The organism is Enterobacteriaceae bacterium Kacie_13 (genome assembly GCA_013457415.1).
In the GTDB taxonomy this organism is placed as follows: Bacteria; Pseudomonadota; Gammaproteobacteria; order Enterobacterales; family Enterobacteriaceae; genus Rahnella.
This window is the reverse complement of record CP045665.1, coordinates 2,395,161-2,412,723: the sequence shown is the minus strand read 5'-3', so window position 1 is coordinate 2,412,723 and position 17,563 is coordinate 2,395,161. Positions and strand designations below refer to the sequence as shown.

16 protein-coding genes are annotated in these 17,563 nt (G+C 50.0%); 5 read left to right on the top strand and 11 right to left on the bottom strand.

The window, feature by feature from the left end; translation table 11 throughout:
* Window positions 1-5 precede the first annotated feature (5 nt).
* A complete protein-coding gene (locus tag GE278_10990; protein ID QLK61255.1) occupies window positions 6-755 on the bottom strand; it encodes a gluconate 2-dehydrogenase subunit 3 family protein in 750 nt (249 codons plus the stop codon).
* 375 nt (window positions 756-1,130) lie between these two features.
* On the opposite strand from GE278_10990, the gene GE278_10985 reads away from it, so the two are divergent.
* On the top strand, window positions 1,131-2,648 hold the full coding sequence (locus tag GE278_10985) for a YchO/YchP family invasin (GenBank protein ID QLK61254.1): 1,518 nt from the start codon (window positions 1,131-1,133) through the stop codon (window positions 2,646-2,648).
* A gap of 86 nt (window positions 2,649-2,734) precedes the next feature.
* Here the strand turns inward: GE278_10985 and uxuA are convergent, their stop codons facing one another.
* Window positions 2,735-3,919, bottom strand: a complete 1,185-nt coding sequence (gene uxuA / locus GE278_10980) for a mannonate dehydratase (protein QLK61253.1) — start codon at window positions 3,917-3,919, stop codon at window positions 2,735-2,737.
* A gap of 197 nt (window positions 3,920-4,116) precedes the next feature.
* On the opposite strand from uxuA, the gene GE278_10975 reads away from it, so the two are divergent.
* Window positions 4,117-4,812: an FCD domain-containing protein gene (locus GE278_10975; GenBank protein ID QLK61252.1), complete on the top strand. Its 696-nt coding sequence runs from the start codon at window positions 4,117-4,119 to the stop codon at window positions 4,810-4,812.
* A gap of 93 nt (window positions 4,813-4,905) precedes the next feature.
* On the opposite strand, the gene GE278_10970 is transcribed toward GE278_10975, so the two are convergent.
* The 9 genes from GE278_10970 to GE278_10930 all read right to left on the bottom strand — a co-directional run bounded on the left by GE278_10970 (window position 4,906) and on the right by GE278_10930 (window position 13,369).
* On the bottom strand, window positions 4,906-5,430 hold the full coding sequence (locus GE278_10970) for a fimbrial protein (protein QLK61251.1): 525 nt from the start codon (window positions 5,428-5,430) through the stop codon (window positions 4,906-4,908).
* Window positions 5,431-5,452: 22 nt separating this feature from the next.
* Complete coding sequence (locus GE278_10965; protein ID QLK61250.1) at window positions 5,453-5,980, bottom strand: fimbrial protein; 528 nt, start codon at window positions 5,978-5,980, stop codon at window positions 5,453-5,455.
* 70 nt (window positions 5,981-6,050) lie between these two features.
* Complete coding sequence (locus GE278_10960) at window positions 6,051-6,575, bottom strand: fimbrial protein (protein QLK61249.1); 525 nt, start codon at window positions 6,573-6,575, stop codon at window positions 6,051-6,053.
* 15 nt (window positions 6,576-6,590) lie between these two features.
* Window positions 6,591-7,598 carry a fimbrial protein gene (locus GE278_10955; protein ID QLK61248.1) on the bottom strand — a complete coding sequence of 336 codons (1,008 nt, stop codon included), beginning with the start codon at window positions 7,596-7,598 and terminating at the stop codon, window positions 6,591-6,593.
* 1 nt (window position 7,599) lies between these two features.
* Window positions 7,600-10,233 carry a fimbria/pilus outer membrane usher protein gene (locus GE278_10950; GenBank protein QLK61247.1) on the bottom strand — a complete coding sequence of 878 codons (2,634 nt, stop codon included), beginning with the start codon at window positions 10,231-10,233 and terminating at the stop codon, window positions 7,600-7,602.
* Window positions 10,234-10,274: 41 nt separating this feature from the next.
* Window positions 10,275-10,967 carry a fimbria/pilus periplasmic chaperone gene (locus tag GE278_10945; protein QLK61246.1) on the bottom strand — a complete coding sequence of 231 codons (693 nt, stop codon included), beginning with the start codon at window positions 10,965-10,967 and terminating at the stop codon, window positions 10,275-10,277.
* A 133-nt stretch (window positions 10,968-11,100) separates the two neighbouring features.
* Entirely contained in the window at window positions 11,101-11,643 is a 543-nt protein-coding gene (locus GE278_10940; GenBank protein QLK63271.1) for a fimbrial protein, read from the bottom strand.
* A 471-nt stretch (window positions 11,644-12,114) separates the two neighbouring features.
* Window positions 12,115-13,050: a LysR family transcriptional regulator gene (locus tag GE278_10935; GenBank protein QLK61245.1), complete on the bottom strand. Its 936-nt coding sequence runs from the start codon at window positions 13,048-13,050 to the stop codon at window positions 12,115-12,117.
* A gap of 58 nt (window positions 13,051-13,108) precedes the next feature.
* Window positions 13,109-13,369, bottom strand: coding sequence for a hypothetical protein (locus tag GE278_10930; protein ID QLK61244.1), 261 nt, complete (start codon window positions 13,367-13,369; stop codon window positions 13,109-13,111).
* 307 nt (window positions 13,370-13,676) lie between these two features.
* Between GE278_10930 and GE278_10925 the strand changes: the two genes are divergently transcribed.
* The 3 genes from GE278_10925 (at window position 13,677) to GE278_10915 (ending at window position 17,541) form a co-directional block, all read left to right on the top strand.
* Window positions 13,677-14,219: a fimbrial protein gene (locus tag GE278_10925; GenBank protein ID QLK61243.1), complete on the top strand. Its 543-nt coding sequence runs from the start codon at window positions 13,677-13,679 to the stop codon at window positions 14,217-14,219.
* Window positions 14,220-14,331: 112 nt separating this feature from the next.
* Window positions 14,332-16,806 carry a fimbria/pilus outer membrane usher protein gene (locus tag GE278_10920; GenBank protein QLK63270.1) on the top strand — a complete coding sequence of 825 codons (2,475 nt, stop codon included), beginning with the start codon at window positions 14,332-14,334 and terminating at the stop codon, window positions 16,804-16,806.
* Between the two features lie 12 nt (window positions 16,807-16,818).
* A complete protein-coding gene (locus GE278_10915) occupies window positions 16,819-17,541 on the top strand; it encodes a fimbria/pilus periplasmic chaperone (protein ID QLK61242.1) in 723 nt (240 codons plus the stop codon).
* Window positions 17,542-17,563: the final 22 nt, after the last annotated feature.

Sequence of the window (17,563 nt, the reverse complement as noted above, 5' to 3'; positions counted from 1 at the left end):
TGCCCTTAGCTCTTCATTTTCCATGCGTCGCCGCCTGAAATACTCAGCGGTTCCAGATCGAGTTTCTGGTTATGTTTGCCGACATATTCACGGTAGTCGTAGCGTGCGCCAGGGAAGCCCAGCATTTTCCACGACACCATGTTGCGGTTGCCGCCATAAATCGGATCCGCAAAGAACCCTTCCATAGTGTTTTTCAGCGCAATGGCGAAGAACAATTTGGAATCGATCCCATCAAGAGCAATTTTTCCACTTTCCAGACCGGACAGAATTTCATCCTGCTGGTTACCGGGCAGATCTTTGAACAACTTCTGATGTTGCGATTGAGTATATTTATCCAGCGCCGCCAGACCAAGGCGGTAGCGCTGCTGGGGAACGAGAGGTGACTGATCGCCTTGTTCCGGCGTGCCGTCCTGGAAGGGACCTTCCATATAAAGACGGGCGTAAGTGCCGTAAAAACCGGCCAGCTGGCGGTCGATAAATACGGCACATCCGGCGTCTTTGCCGCCGACGCTGAGATCGTCGGCGGGCACCAGACGGTCAACGATGGCTTCCAGGGTGGCGGCTTCGGCGTCGGTGAAGAACGCCCAGCCGTCGTGGTCAATTTGCGGAGGCGGGCTGGCATCAAAGGGGCTCCACACGGGCGTACCTTTGAGGGTCACCGCGTTGGCGGCCTTGGCTGCGCCGAGTACTGCTGAGGCAGCCGTGAACGAGAGAATTTGCCGGCGGGTCACCCCGGGCAAGGTTTTTTTGCTCATTTGTGTTCCCTGTTTGTTATACATAACGCTATAGAGGGCGGTAAATGGTGCAATCAACAACGCGCTGCAAAAGCAGTCGGGTGGCGCTGTGATAATCGTTAACCTGCTAAGAATAAGTGAAAACTGACTGTAAAGATAAATGGAATGGATGTTAAAAATGTTATGAAATGTGTGTGAATGGTTTTTTATGTTGTAATTTTAGCCACTAATTCGATGTTTGTTTACATTTTATCCGCGTAATTGATGAGGAAAAAGGTCGTTAAAAAAGACATAAAGGAGAGGGCGGGGCATTGCCGTGTGGCGTTTCGTGGCCTGAAGGTTGAATTATGCTGCTTGTCAGGTAAGATCATGGTTCACTGGCAAAATGTGTAAGGCATGACAAACGTCACAGATTTTTTTCAAAATTTATTGAAGCGTTACGCGGGGCTTTCCTGCCTCTCTGTGCTTATCGCAGGGGGATCTGCTTTTTATGCTGTAAGCGCGTCTGCGCTGATGGCAGAATCCACTGAAAATCACTCACCGGTTTCAGACCTCAGTTACGATCTTTCCGGTTTCCTTCCTGCCAGCGATGAACAGTCTGCGTTTAACTCCGGTACAGGTTCACAACCTGCGGCATTGCCAAGCCTTGGCAGTCAGTACATCAGAAAAAATACCGGCCCGACCGCGACGGAAACCCAACTGGCGACCACGCTGAAAGAGCTCGGTACCACCACCGCAGACAGTGATGACCCCTTACGCTTGCAGGCGGAGAATATCGCGCTGAGTCAGGCAGCGAAGCTGGTGCAAAAGGAAACCAACAGTCTGCTGTCACCACTCGGTACCGTCAGTACTACGCTGGATGTCACCGGTCATAACCTTGACGGCAGTTCCGGCCAGCTTTTCAGTCCGTTGTACAATTGTGCAAATAATCTGGTTTACAGTCAGATAGGTTTGCAGAGCGCGAGCGATGCCACGGTGGGGAATTTCGGCGTAGGTCAGCGGATCAACACCGGCGCGTGGATGCTGGGGTACAACGCCTTTATCGATAACGATTTTGACCATCAGCTCACGCGTGGCAGCCTCGGCGCCGAGGCCTGGTCGGATTATCTGCGCTTCTCTACCAACTATTATCATCCGTTTTCATCGTACAAAGCAGACAGCAGTTCGTCTGCCCAGATGCGTCGTCAGGCGCGCGGTTACGACATCACCACCAAAGGCTATCTGCCGTTTTACCGTCAGGTGGGTGCCTCGCTGAGTTACGAACAGTATTTCGGCAATCAGGTAGATTTGTTTGGCAACGGCACGCGGCAGAGTAATCCGTCGGCAGTGTCGTTCGGTCTTAACTATACGCCGGTGCCTCTGGTGACGGTGATGGCCGAACATCAGGCGGGGCAGGACGGCGATAATCAAGATTTAGTGAAACTGACGCTGAACTACCGCCTCGGGGTACCGCTGGATCAGCAGTTATCGGCGCGAAACGTTGCGGTGGCGCACTCATTGCGCGGCAGCCGGATGGATAGGGTGGATCGTAACAATATGCCGGTGATGGAGTTCAAACAGCGTAAAACGCTGTCGGTATTCCTCGCCACGCCGCCGTGGACATTACAACCGGGCGAAACCGTACCGCTGAAATTACAACTACGCGCACTGAATTCTGTGACCGCGTTAAGCTGGCAGGGCGATACGCAGGCGCTGAGTCTGACGCCGCCTGCCAATAACCGCAACGCAGATGGCTGGAGTGTGATTGTACCGCAATGGGATGACTCGCCGGGGGCGGCAAACAGTTATCGTTTATCGGTGACGGTGGAGGACAGTAAATCGCAGAAAGTGACGTCGAACTGGATAACCCTGACGGTTACGCCGCCGCTGACCGCCCAGCCGCAGTATGGCAATGACGCCGGTCTGAATTTCTAAAACGCTTACCTGATGATACTGATAGCCTTTCAATGGCAGAAAGGCCATCAATAAGCCGCACACGCCCGGTACGCGGCCTCGCAGGATCACTCTGTGAAGAAGCTCTGCTTCAAAGCCCGTTCAACTCCCCGCAGCTCCGCCAGCCCGCGCAAACGTCCAATGGCAGAATAACCAGGATTGGTTTTCTTATTCAGGTCATCCAACATCTGATGTCCGTGATCCGGACGCATCGGGATTGCGCGCAGATTACCGGCTTTCCGGCGGGTTTGTTCTTCAGTCAGGATGGCTTTGATCACCGCGACCATATCCACATCACCATCCAGGTGGTCAGCCTCGTGGAAGCTGCCTGGTACATCTTCACGCTGGGTGGCGCGCAGATGAATGAAGTGAACGCGGTCGGCAAAGGTGGTCATCATCTTCACCAGGTCGTTATCTTCGCGCACGCCGTAAGAACCGGTGCAGAAGCAGAAACCGTTATGGATGCTGTCAACGGTGTCTTTCAGCCATTGCATGTCTTCGATGGTGGAAACAATACGCGGCAGGCCGAGGATAGGGCGGGGAGGATCATCCGGATGAACCGCCAGACTCAATCCGCACTGCTCAGCAACCGGCACGATGCTGCGCAGGAAGTGCGCCATGTTCTCGCGCAGTTTAGCCTTGTCGATACCGTCGTAAGTTGCCAGACGCGCACGGAACTGCTCCAGCGTATAACCTTCTTCGGCACCCGGTAAACCGGCAATGATGTTAGCAACCAGCGTGTTTTTCTCTTCCTGCGTCATCGCCGCGAAATACTCTGCGGCCAGCTTTTGTTCTTCGGCGCTGTAATCCGCTTTGGCACCTTCGCGTTGCAAAAGGTGTAATTCGAAGGCGGCAAACGCGATGTGATCGAACCGCAGCGCGCGGGAACCGTCCGGCAGCAGATAGCCAAGATCAGTACGCGTCCAGTCGAGAACCGGCATGAAGTTGTAGCACACGGTATCAATGCCACAGGCGGCCAGATTACGAATGGATTGCTGATAGTTGGCAATGTGCTGCTCAACTTTGCCGCTGCGCGTTTTGATTTCTTCATGCACCGGAATACTTTCCACCACCGACCACGTCAGCCCTTTGGCTTCAAGCTCGGCCTGACGTTTTTTGATTTCCTCGACCGGCCACACTTCACCGTTCGGAATATGATGCAGCGCCGTTACCACGCCGGTTGCGCCAGCCTGACGCACATCATCAAGCGATACCGGGTCTTTAGGGCCGTACCAACGCCATGTCTGTTCCATCTGTTTTCCTTAAATTTTTTGCTGATGTTTACCAATACAGTTGACGCATGACCGCTGTTAAGTTCAATCTTAGGACACGGCATGGTCTGGTGGTCTGCTGGTCAGGCCACCAGACCGATATATGATTCAGCATCAGCCCGATCATTAATGTGATCGCGATAACAGATCTGGGATTCAGCACCAGCACGGAGAGAACAATGGAATTACCAACACTGAAAGTGGAACGGCTGTATCGCCAGATTTCTAACGTCCTGATTAATTGTATTAAGACCGGACAGTTTGCGCCGGGGGCGATGATCCCTTCCGAGCGCGACCTGTCCAAACAGCTTGGCGTCAGCCGTTCGTCGATTCGTGAGGCGCTGATTGCGCTGGAGATCACCGGCTGGGTGGAAATACGCACCGGCAATGGTGTGTATGTGAGTAATCCTCTGCCCGACGGTTCACCGGTGATCCACGCTGCACCTGCTGAGGAAGAATTCAGCCTGCAATCGCTGGTCAAAGCGCGGCAGATTTATGAAGCCATGACCGCTGAACTTGCGGCTATCAATGGCACAGAAGATCAGCGCGCAAAGCTTAAAGAAATCGCCCGCGAGCTCAATGAGCTCAATGCTAACAACGATGCATTTCTCGAAGCCGACCGTCGTTTCCACCTGATGATCAGTGAAATGACCGGCAATGAAGTGCTGCACGACATGATGGGATACCTGTGGGATAAGCGTCAGTCACGCAGGTTCATGCGACTTGAGAGCCATTACACCGAGGTGGATTTTGCGCGTGAGATGAATGCGGACCATCAGGGGATTCTGGATGCGATTCTGGCGCGGGACGGGGCGGGCGCGAAAGCGCGGATGGGGCGGCATTTGCAGCATGTGTATGATCAGTTATTTGCGTAGAGTTTGTGCGATTACCGCGCAGTGGTGGTTCCTGAAATAACCGGGCATTAGTCTATTTATGAACAAAAAGCAGCATCAGAGATGCTGCTTTTATTACCCGTAAATAAAGCTCAGTTCCATTTGCGCCGCCACGTTGCCGGTGGTGGCTCCCCCTTGCGGGGAGATCATCCGCGCTTTCATGGGGAATGAAGCGGTATGCGACAAAGGATCAATGCCAATCGACAGGGTTGCGCCGGGATTGAGCGCTTTACCGTCTGCTTCGCTGGTTACATCAATAGCCACGCGGCTGCTGGTGCCGGTGTTTTTGTAATACTGCGGATCGATCGGATCCGTGGTACCACTTAACGTCAGCTTCACCGTGGTGCTGGTTGCCGGGCACTTTTCCAAATCGACTTTAAATCCTACCCAGGGTGACGTGCTGCCTGCGGTAGTAAAACTCGAGGATGTAAAAGCGCCCAAATTAACGTCCGGTGTTGCCACCAGTACGCAAGGGGAGGCCGTTACCGTTGCATTCACTGCGACACTGGCATCTCCCCCTGCCATGCAGGGTAAAGAGGGGAGCAGTATGGCAGCCAGACAGCCGGGAAGCAGCCAGGCTCTGCGATTAAATGTGCCCATAATTTACCTGCTTACTGATGGATCAATGATAGGCGAAAGTCACATCAACAGCCGAGGTATAGGTGCCCGGCATGATGTTGCCTGTGATGGAATGCATACGCGCTTTCACTTTGAATTCCGCGGCATTGCCCTCCGTATTCACGGTGTAAGTATTCTTCGCGCTGGTGATCAACGTAGCATCTGATTTCGCCAGCTGAATGCTGCCGGAGGTCATCGCTGCACTGGCTGAATCTTTCATCTGGTAGCCATCAGTGTCACCGGCTACAGCCGGGCCACTGAAAACAGCATCAATTGAAGTGGTCGTCACAGGACACCCCGACAAAGAGATAGTCGCATCAGATGACCAGGCTGAGTTTGCACCTGCGGCAGCCACATCCGCGGCATTCAGGCTGAAGTTAATCGGAATGGAGGCGGGCGCTTTGGTGGTACAGGAAGCCGCCGTCACCGTTGCCGTAATATTAATGGTGGTGTCAGCCGCCTGAGCACTGACCGCTGAAATCATTCCTGCCAGTGCTAACGTGGTCAGGATAGAGTGTTTTTTATGTTGCATGAGAAGTCCTTTTATTTCCGGTAATAGATTGTTTAATTGCTCTGTTTTAACGAGCGGTGTCCGTAACGAATTATGGGTAACTAAACGTTGCCGTCACAACGGCTTTAACTGTCCCTGGGGTCGCCGGGCCAAAGCCGTTATTTAACAGGCGGGCCTTCAGGGGAATTGACAGATTACTTTCCTGTGATGCGAGCTGAAAAACCTGTACGGATCCATTCTGATAACTGATATTCCTGTCATCGCCGGACAGTTCAACCATAATATTTTCCGCAGTGCCCTCATTTTTATAAAACTGAACGTCCTTATCAGTCGCGCCCGCCATCCACATTTCAATTTTGGCGCCGGGTTCACAGCCGGTCAGCTCAATGCTATATCCGCTATTCCAGCTGGTGAAAGTACCAAGCGACGCCAGCATATTAGCGCCTATTGCATCTTTAAAAATAATATCCACATTCGAGGTATGAACTTCGCACGTAGAGGGCTTTACATTAATGGAGTAATTAATGGTGACATTATTTACTTCTGTCGCCAGCCCGGACTGCATTGCCAGCAGTAATAACGAAAATGAAATTCCGTAAGACAGTAATTTTTTCATTTTAAATGCCTTCGCTTAACGATAAGAAAACATCATCGTGACTGTGCCATTATAAGTCCCGGACTTAATAGAATTTTTCGGGTTGATAGCCACAGGCTTAGCGACCACGTTAAATTGCTGGGTGCCCTTTACGGTATCGTGCGTGGTTTTATCCATCTCGATGGGCTGGCCATTTTTTTCCCAGCTCAGCTGTAAACCCATGTTGTTACTGCCATCGTCATCGGTTCTGACAATACCCTGAGCTGCATTGACATAGCCGTGGCTGGAGGTGAACTTGATTGAAACAGGGGTTTCTACCTGACCGCAATCGGCCCCAACCTCGGCCATTCTGGTAGACACCTCACCGCTGAGAATGTCCTGAGAAGAAAGACTGTCCCACGTCAGGTTGGCCTGATTAGTATTTAACTGGCAGCCGGTGAGAATAACAAAAACTGAGAAGTTACCCATATTTACATTGTACAAGTCACCACCCGATCTATCATCCCACAGCTCACCATATTTTCCAGAAAAGGTATGCTCTCCTGCTGTTACCGAACCGCCCATAACAGAAACCAGATCAACGCCAAATGTCACATTGAACGTTTTAGATGCAGGAAACCCTGCGCCAGGGTTCTGCGAAAAATTGCCAAACCAGACAGGAGGATGACCATCAGCAATTTCATAGACTTCCAGACCTAATCCACCCCCACTCAATACAACGGTAGTATTTCCCGAAAAGTCTGAGCCAAAGGGTGAGAGTGGAGATAATGAACCACTAGGCTTGGTAGACAATACATAAGCCTTAGAATCGTCGTCATAGTAGCAATTCATGGTGATAGTGAGAGTGGATAACTCATAATCGCCACGCAATATCGGGTCGGTGTCATCCCTGGAAACATAAATTGTTTTACTTGTGCCCGGCACTGTAATAGGGGCGCTGGGGACGCAACTCGCAAATGATGTATTGCAAAATAAAATTACGGGCAATAATAAAATTATGGCGTAATTAAAAGGCAATTTTTTCAATACAGAAATATTCCACATACTATTTCACCTCGCCAGACTGGCATGAAGCCGCAGCGGTGAGTAAAGCGCTCTCTAAATCCTGCTGGCTTAGTTGATAATTAATTTTGCACTGCTGATCAGCGCCCTTACCCCACTGGGCAATCAGGGTGCCTTTTTCAGGCAAACCACTTAGATAGGTCACACCTTGTTCACCCACGATGCCAGCGCTGGCATCTTCTTTTTTTGCATTTTCCTTAAGCAGCGCAACGGTGGCACCAAACGGCAGCGGTTTGCCGTCCGCACGGGTTAACGTCATCATTACGCGATAACCCACACGGGCATTGAACTTCGCTTTGACCACGGCGCCACGTGTAGGGATAACGTCGCGGGTGCTTTCTTCGATTTCGACTTTATCGCCCACGCTGGTGGTATCCAGACTGACGCGGGTACGACGATAAGGACTGGTATAAGGCACAACCGCATAACCCCGGTAATCGGTTTTCACGCCGGTGTTGTTCATGACCCTGGTGTCATCAGCGCCCGGTGCGGCCACCAGAACCACGGTTTCACCTAGCGGTTGAGAAAGCGTGATGCCTTCACTGTGTGCCACGACGCCGCCCTGCAAGCCATAGTTGACCCGATGCGTGTCTTTACCGTAGCTGTAACCGACGTTGCTGTTTCCGTACTGGCCCTGATAATTCAGGTTGGCGTTGCCGTTATTGCCTTCGCCCTGATTGGTATAGCCCTGAGATACGCTGTAGCTCAGGTTTTTGTCCGCTAACAACGAACCGCTGATGCCAGTGTTCTGCTGAACGCGGCCATCGGAATCATGGGTGACGTTGTAGTTAACCCAGGCGGATTTCAGCCAGCGGTCGAGCTGGATAGAGACCGAGAATGACACCTGTCGGTCATGTTTTTCGTCGCCCATGTAGTTATCGGAATAGGCGATGTTGTAGCTGATGCCATTCCAGGTATTGCTGTAACCGGTTTGCAGCGTCTGTTCTTTGCTGCTGCTGTCCCAGTAATCCTGCACACTGGCAGAAAGATACAGCGAACCACCGTTGTCACCGAGCTGCTGGTTAACCGAACCATCAATACGGCTGCGTTTATGTGTGCGCATATTGAAATCGCTGTAATCGTTATCCTGATCATTGAGCGTGACCGAGTCATCAAGGCTGTAGTAACCACTGGTGGAATAGCGGTAACCCACCAGACGGAAATCAGTATTGGTATCCGCAAAGGTTTTGGCATACAGGAAACGATAAGACTGCCCCTGTGAGCTGATACCGTCAGGCAACTGAGTGCGGGCCTGCGTCACATCAAGAGAAATGGCCCCCAGCGCACCGAGGTTTTTACCGACGCCGAGCGCCGTTGCCGCGTAATTTTCCGTTCCCTGCATCCCGCCATACAGCGTCACGCCTTTACTGAACCCGTGGATCAGCGTGAACTGGCCGAAATCAGGTTTCTCAGAGCCGTAACCGTTACGGTACTGGCCGGCGGTCAGGCTGAATTTGGTGTGGCCTTCGCGCTGAAGAATGGGCACGGAAGCATACGGCTGGATGAAGGTTTGTGTGCTGCCATCTTCTTCTTTGACTTTGATGGTCAAATCGCCGCCATCGGAACTGGGATAGAGATCCGTTATCTCAAACGCACCGGGCGTAACGTAAGTCTGGTAAACGGTATAGCCGTTTTGCTCAACGGTTACCTGCGCATTCGTTCTGGCGATACCGCGGATCACCGGGGCAAAGTTTTTCAGGCTGTCCGGCACCATGTCGTCATCTGAAGCGATTTGCGCACCGCGAAACTGCAGGCTGTCAAAGACATCGGCGTTGGAATAGCTGTCACCCAGCGTTAATGCCGCCTTTAACGGAACGATAGAGCGCTGCACATAAGTGTTAACGTTATTAAACGTTCGTTCGCCGTTATTATCATTCCAGGTGGAATAATTGCGCAGACGCCATGCGCCCAGATTTACACCGCTGCGCATGTTCAGGTAATAGCTGTCCTGATTATCGTTGCCATTGGCACCGGTGAAGTTGTAGTTAAACAGCAGCGCCGGGATCCCTTCATCCCACAGAGAAGGATCCACATAACCGCGCGCAGTGTTGGACATCAGCATTTGCGGAATACTGATGTTCAGGCGCTGGCTTTCAAAATCAAACGTGGTTTTAGCGCCGGGGATAGTTTGCAGCAACGAACTGCATTGACTGCCCGCAGCCGCCCGTTCAGGGACCACGACAGGTGCCGGTGAAGGTGCATCACCTCGTTTAGCCAGCGCCAGAGCTGCATCCGCTTTTAACCCATACGCTTTCAGGTCATCTTCTGAAAGACAGGGGATTAATCCGGTGGTATCACCTTTAGAAAAGGCTGTTTTATCCGGGTTGGTAATAAAGTCAATTTCGCGGTGGTCAACAATGGTTTTATTGATATAAATATCTACCAGATATTTACCCGGCAACTGGCCGCCCGATTTAGAAGAAAAAGCCGACAGATCGGTAATTTCATTATCCGGATCAACCTGTTCTAAAAAGGAGGAGTTAAACCCCGCCGCATAACTGTTGCCGGACATAATTAATAACGTCAGCGCATTCAGTGCGAAATACTTACAGTTTTTTCTGGTCAAAGAGCCTAACCGTGCCGTCCGACTCTTATTGTATTTTTTTAACAGCAACATGTTATTCTCTTATAAGAAAAGGGTGTCGTATTTAAAAATAATCAGTTTGCGACTGCGTTTATTGGTTCTGAAACGCCACCAAAATCATTAATAAAGGTAAACGACACGTTTTTACCGGCACCGGCAGGCATCGCATAATGGGATTCTGATTTTGGTAATACCATGTTGATATCTTTAACCGGTTTACCGGACACATTTATTTCATTAAAGCTGACTGCGTAAGCCGTCGGATTTTTAACCACTAAGTCTTTACCTTGCTGGCTCCACTGCAGATGCGAACCGGCTTCTGCCGCCTTACCTTGCAGACCTTTAGGGCGATAGAACAATTTAATGCGGGTTTTAATGGCCAGTTGCAGCGTATTTTGTGTATCAGCATTATCCGGCACAGGCGGAATGGCTTTCACATTGACATAAAATACAGATTCGCGATCACCCGGCAATTCGCCTGCGGTTTTCATAATACGCATCATATTTTCTTTTTCAGCATTCAGCCTGAAAAGCGGAGGCGTGATAGCAAAAGGCACTTTCTTATTGCCATTGGCATCATCTATCCATGACTGAACCAGAAAATATTGGTCTGCATTTTTATTATTGATACTTAACGAAGCTTCTTTGCTGCTGGCGTCATAAACAACGCGCGTCGCGCCTAATACAACCCCGCCGCCCCCTGCTGCAAATGCCGACTGAGAAGCAATAAGTAATGCTAAGGAGGAAATAATTAATTTACCGTACATAATATTAACCTTTAGTGAATGAAAACCTAAATCAGGGCAATAGAAATCCTTTCTGCTATAAACAGAACAATTACCCTGACCCCGGTTTTATATTTCTATGATTAATCAGACAACATAGAAGTGCATTTAGCTATTACTGGTAAGTGATGGTGAAATCGCTGGTGGCGTTTGCATCACCCGTTGTTGCTGTACCAAAAGATTTGTAGTTCGCTGTAAAGTACAGTGACTGCGAAGCCACACTTGGCGTCAGCGTCATGGCGCCAGACAGTGTGTTAGGAGAAATTACCACACCTTTAGAATCCGCAATTTCAATGCCGACTTTGGTCGCCACTGTGCCAACGCTGGTGCCGTCCGGAGAAGAAATGTTGAACAAGGTCACGTCTTCAGTCGGGCTGGTGCCACCGAAAGAAATCTGCGCAGATTTAACCGCTGCAGTACAGTTCAGCAAATCAATCTGGAAATTCTTAGCGGTAGAACGGCTTCCGGACGTTGCCAGGTCAGCTGCAGGTACAGTACCCAACATCACATTCTGGTTCTGCGAAGGAATAGACACTGTGCAAGGTGCATCGGAGATTTTACCTTCGAAATTCACAGTGCCATCAGCAGCCATTACAGAAGCAGAAGCCATACCAGCAAGAGACAGAGTCAAACACAAAACAGTTTTTTTAAAAGACATCATTTTTTCCTTGGGAAATTTTTAGGTTCATTCATTTGAACCATTCTGGCCGGTCTCAAACATCGATACTTTAATTAATCTGTGAATAATAAAAATCGATGTTAAGGACTTTCTGGAATACAGTCATATTCCGTGCAAACACAATAACTCAAGTAAGCGAATTTTGTAAGATAGCAACAGGTTAAGAAACGCACAATTCTGAAAAACCCATATATATCATTACAATGAAGAGGTTTCGCTTTCTTTAATGATTTCTTAAAGAAATCTAAACTATCTCAATGTGCTATTTATTAGAATAAAATCCACTACGAACAGCCTAAATTTAACGAAAAAAGAACTTATCTGAACATACCTGAGCCTTCGGGTTTGAGAGTAACGGAATTAAAAATGCCAAAAGGTGAGTTACAGAAATAATCGTGTCAGGTAACCTGTTATTGTTATAACAGGTTAGAGGCAGGCAGGGATTTACGTTCAGGCGCGGAAATTTTCTTTAAGATAATTAAAAAGCTGGGTATTCATTTTTCTATTAAGATTGTTTTTATTATAACTCATGGCGATTTCCACCCGTGGGAAGGGGATATCACTCGTCAGAATTTTTATGTCAAATACTTCTTTGAAACGCTCAGCCAGCCAGCGTGGAATGATAGCCACAGACTCTGAAGAGGAGACATGGCTGAGGATAGACATGAAGGAAGGGCTTTTCAGCGAAAAGGTTCGCGCCGACATCAGGTTGTTTTCAATATTTTTCCGGGATGTGATTGCCGGTAATTCGTCGGTGTGGATGTAGCCAAATACTTCCCGCGGGATATCTTCTTCACGAAGCTCACTCACAAGGCGCGGGTGATTTTTTCTGCAAATGAACACTAAGTCTTCATGGCCAATCAGAAAGGACTGGGTCGAAAGCCCGAGATTTTTACTGACGCCAAACACTAAATCGACCTGGCGAAGTGATAACGATTCGCTAAAGCTGTCGACCATGTTGTCGCTGACCCGATGGACAATTTCACAGTTTATTTTTTCTTTAACAAAAAACTCACTGATAATCGGAATAATTTTTAACGAAAGATAAACCGGGCACTGAATGACCAGCTGATTGTGGTACTCATCATCTTCAAAGTCTTCAATATTGGCGATGAGAGCTTCCAGGCTGTCCTTAATAGTAAGATGCAGTTTGGTCGCGGTGGTAGTGGCTTTAAGCTTTTGTCCATCACGCAAAAACAGGGGATCACCAAAGTAATCTTTCAGTTTTTGCAGGGACTGGCTGATGCTAGGTGAGGAGACATTCAGCAGCGTGGCCGCATTCTTCACACTCCCGGTGGTGTAAACAGCATCTAACACCATTAACAAGTTAAGATCGAATTTCCTGATTTTTAGGGAGCCAGGACGCTTCTGATTCGTGTCATTCATTTCCCAACCTCATTGGCTGACATTTATGTTGATTCTAATTGTAGCACCAATGACTTAGTTATCTTTTATCCGCGCGCATCAGATGCATCCATTTAGAAAATTCTTCCTCATAAACGTAGATGATGTCTTCATCCAAACAATTGCACTCGTTTTTCTGGACGTAAGCCAGGCAGGGGAAGAGGGCAGGCATGTTTTCAGCAAGCGCTGCCTCAATTTCCTGCGGGTTGAGCAGGGAAGGTAAATCATCAATCTCAGGATTGATGAGCTTTATGTACCATTCCTCATACTCTTTCTGACATCCCAGAAAGGTGATGTTCATTGACAATCTCCATATGGTCCAGTTGCGAAATAATGGTCAATAGTGCAAGGTTTAGAGAATGAATAGCAATCTCTGATTTCTTAATGAATTATTTTTGAAACCACGCATTCATTACAGGAGCATTTTTGACGTTAAGATTATGTTATTCGAAAAGGGTGTTTCGATTTCCTTAATACCGAATTAACGTATTGCGTATTTCCTAAATCATTTATTCCACTACAATCCATTCATCGCCGTTATTCATGCCGTGAATCAATCGTCCTCTGTATAACGGAATGTCATTCTCTCTTTTCAAGGAAATATCGTTATGAAAATTAAAGCACTCACTCTTATCGTCCTCGGGCTGACCCCGCTGGCTTCTCTTGCATCAGATGGTGACATTACCTTTACCGGTAAAGTGAGTGCCTCAGCATGCTCATTGAAGGGGTTTAACAACGTTGCCAGCACCTCCGGCCTGATGGCGCTTCCTAACGTTACGCCGGATTCCTTCTCCGGGGCGGGCGGCTATGCCGGTATGACGGACTTCACCATTGATCTGGAAGACTGTGATACCTCAACGATGAAAAACGCCCGCGTTGCCTTCAGCGGCACGCCCGATACCGTTGACAATGCCATTTTGAAAAATACCAATGCATCGACCCCGGCAACCGGCGTCGGCGTGGCTGTTTTAGAAAATAACGGGACCACTCTGGTAGATATTAACGGCGGCCAGTCTTCCATGTCTCAGGCATTAACGACCGGCAATACCGCACTTAAATTTAAAGTGGCTTATAAGGCAAATACCTCTACACCGGCTGTTACGGCAGGGAATGTCACCGCGAAGACCTTTGTAGATATTACTTACAATTAATTCGCTCTTATTTACATCTTTATCTATTAATCGTTTGCCGTTAATCATCATCGATATAATAAGCAGGCCAACTTTGAAAACAAATTATTGGTTTTTGATAATAAGATTTTTCATTTTTGCGCCTGCTTTTTTTTCTGTTTATTCTCATGCAGCAGAAAATGACAGCGCCTTTGATGCTGATTTCCTGCGTAAAGATACCCAGGAAATTCCTAAACAATTTTATCATCCTGAACAGACCGAAGCCGGCATGAAAACTGTCGATATTGTGCTCAACGGTCATACCCTGTTTAAAACCAAAATCGACTTTATTAACGTCAAAGGCAGTGAAAGCGCCACGCCGTGCCTGACTCAGGCATTGCTGCATCAGATGGGGCTGGATCATCATCTGGATGAACTGACCAAAGCCGGTAATGAAACCTGCTACGATTTTATGACCAAATGGCCTGATGCCAAAATCAGTTATGACGAGGCCATGCAGCAACTGGTGGTCACCGCGCCTCAGGCGGCGATGAATGTCGCCGGACAAAGCGAGATGATTGACCCTTCTTTGTGGGATAACGGCGTCAACGCCTTGCGCATGAGCTATTCGGGCTATGTGTATCACAGTGAAAACCGCGGCAATAACGCGGATGCTTCCACCAGCGATAACGCCTATCTCAGCCTGAATTCCGGGGTGAATCTCGGCAACTGGCGGTTCTACAGTTTCGATACCTTCAATAAATCTGATACCGGCTGGGAACAAAACCATGACCGCGCCTACGCTGAACGGGACATTGCGTCTCTGGTGTCGCGCTTTACAGCCGGCGATGTGTACGCCAGTACGTCAAGTGACGTGCTGGGGATTTTGCCGGTACGCGGCGTCACGCTGGAAACCAACGCCCAGATGCTGCCTTCCGACACGTTCAGTTATTCTCCGGTGATCCGCGGCGTCGCGCGCAGCAACGCCCGCGTGGTTGTCCGTCAGCGCGGCAACATTATCTACAGCCAGACGGTCGCGCCGGGCAGCTTTGCGATTACTGATCTCAACAACGGGCAAATCGGGGCCGACTTAGAGGTGACCGTCGAAGAGAGCGACGGCTCACAGCAGCATTTTACCGTGCCCTATACTTCACTGCCCAATATGCTGCGCCCCGGCACCTGGCGTTACAGCGTCAGCGCCGGGCGGTATCGCGACGACGGATTGTCTTATCAGCCGCTGGTCGCTCAGGGCAGCCTGCAATATGGCTGGGATAAACTCACCCTCAGCGATCTGGTGGTCACCGGCGAAGGTTATCAGTCTATGGCGCTCAGCAGCGCGTTCAATCTCGGTACGCTGGGCAGCGTGTCTCTGGACTGGGCGCTGGAAAGACATCAGCAGGTTAACGACAACGCCGCCACTGAGTCAGAAAGTATCGGCGACAGTGGCCGGGCATTGCGGTTGCTGTATGCCCGCCGGTTTGACGGTTCAGACACGTCATTGCAGGTGATGGCTTATCGCTATCAGACTGCGGATTTTATGGATTTTCCCGAATACGCTGGCTGGCGGTGGGGTGAAGATGATACGCAGCACCACCGTAAGAACGAAATGCAGGCGACGATTAATCAGGGATTAGGGGACTTCGGTAATGGTTATCTGACGTTGCAGCGCGACAACTATTACGACAGCAGCGCAACCGACACCTCACTGACGCTGGGTTACAGCTTCAACATTAAAGCCGTCAATATCAGCATGAATTACAGTTACCAGGCGAATTCGGGCAATGATGGCCAGAACGCGCCGGACCGTCAGCTTTCCCTGAATTTCTCCGTGCCGCTGGATATGGGCGACAGGCGCAGCCGTAATCTGTCATTCAGCACCAACAGCAGTAACCGTTCCGGTGATTCACAAATGGCGACGGTGTCGGGAACCGAACTCGACAGCGCGATGAACTATTCGCTTTCCGCGCAGCATGACAGCAGCGGTTACTCGCCGTCGGCGGCGCTCGCTTACCGCAATTCGATGGCAAATATGAATGTGAGCGCCAGCACCAGTCAGGACAGCCGTCAGTATTCGGCGGGGATTTCCGGCGGCGTGGTGGCTTATCGTCACGGCGTGGTGCTTTCCCAGCAACTCGGCGACACCATTGCCATTATTGAAACACCGGGGGCGGCGGGTATCAGCGTCGACGGCCAGCCGGGCGTCACCACCAACCGTTTCGGGCGTGCCGTGGTGCCGTCCGTTTCAGCTTACCGCGACAATACGTTGTCGCTCGACACTCGACATGCCGCGGATAACGTTGAGCTGGTTGATGGTGGCCAGAACGTGATCCCCACTCACGGAGCGGTGGTTGTCCGCCGTTTCCAGACGAAAGTAGGCCGCCGCGCTATAGTGATGTTATCGCTTTCAGACGGCAAACCTGCGCCATTCGGAGCGGCGGCATGGCAGGGCAAGGAGCAGGTCGGCATGGTGGCCGATAACGGACTGTTGTATCTCAACGGCATTCTGGCCGATGGCGGTACAACACTGCATGTGGACCTGGGCAATAACGCGCAGTGCCAGTTCGATTTACCGGGGGCCAAAGAATCTTCTGAACCCTGGTATCAGCAAATAAATGCGGTTTGTCGCTAAGCAGAGATAAAGATGAAATTGACTAAAATTGCTGTTCCCGTATTCATGAGTTTATTACTTCTGGCTAACGCTGCTTCCGCAGCAGTCCGTCCGGCACTGACCCGGGTGGTCGCGCTGGAAAGTGATAAAGAAACCTCAATTAAGCTCATCAATGATGATAAATCACAGGATTATCTGGTTCAGTCCTGGATTGAAGATTTGAAAGGTAACGATAAAAACCTGCCTCTTATCCTGACGCCTCCTTTATTCAAAATTGGTGCCGGAAGGGAAGGTAAGTTACGCATGGTTATCGTGCCGGGCAAAATTCCTCAGGACCGGGAATCCGTCTACTGGCTGTGGATCCAGGAAGTGCCGCCGGTCAGCAAAGCGCAGGGCAACCAGTTGCAGGTGGCAGTGCGCACCCGTCTGAAAGTGTTTATCCGCCCGACGACGCTGGCTGAAAAACCTGCCGACACGCTGAGCAAACTGCAATGGCAGGTCAGCCGTGAGGGCGGTAAAACCTGGCTGATTGCGAAAAACCCGACCCAGTATTACGCCAGTTTCTCTGAGCTTTCTGTCACTGCGGGCGGAAAAGCGCAGCCGGTCGCCGATAAGAACACTATGGTGCCTGCCAAAGGAGAAATGCGTTATGCGCTGCCCGCCGGTGTGAATGGTAAATCCGGCTCGCTGAACTATTCGGTCATCAACGATTTCGGTGGCGAATCCCCGGTGTTACATCAGTCGCTGAATTTCTGACGGACAGCCGCACATGAAAATA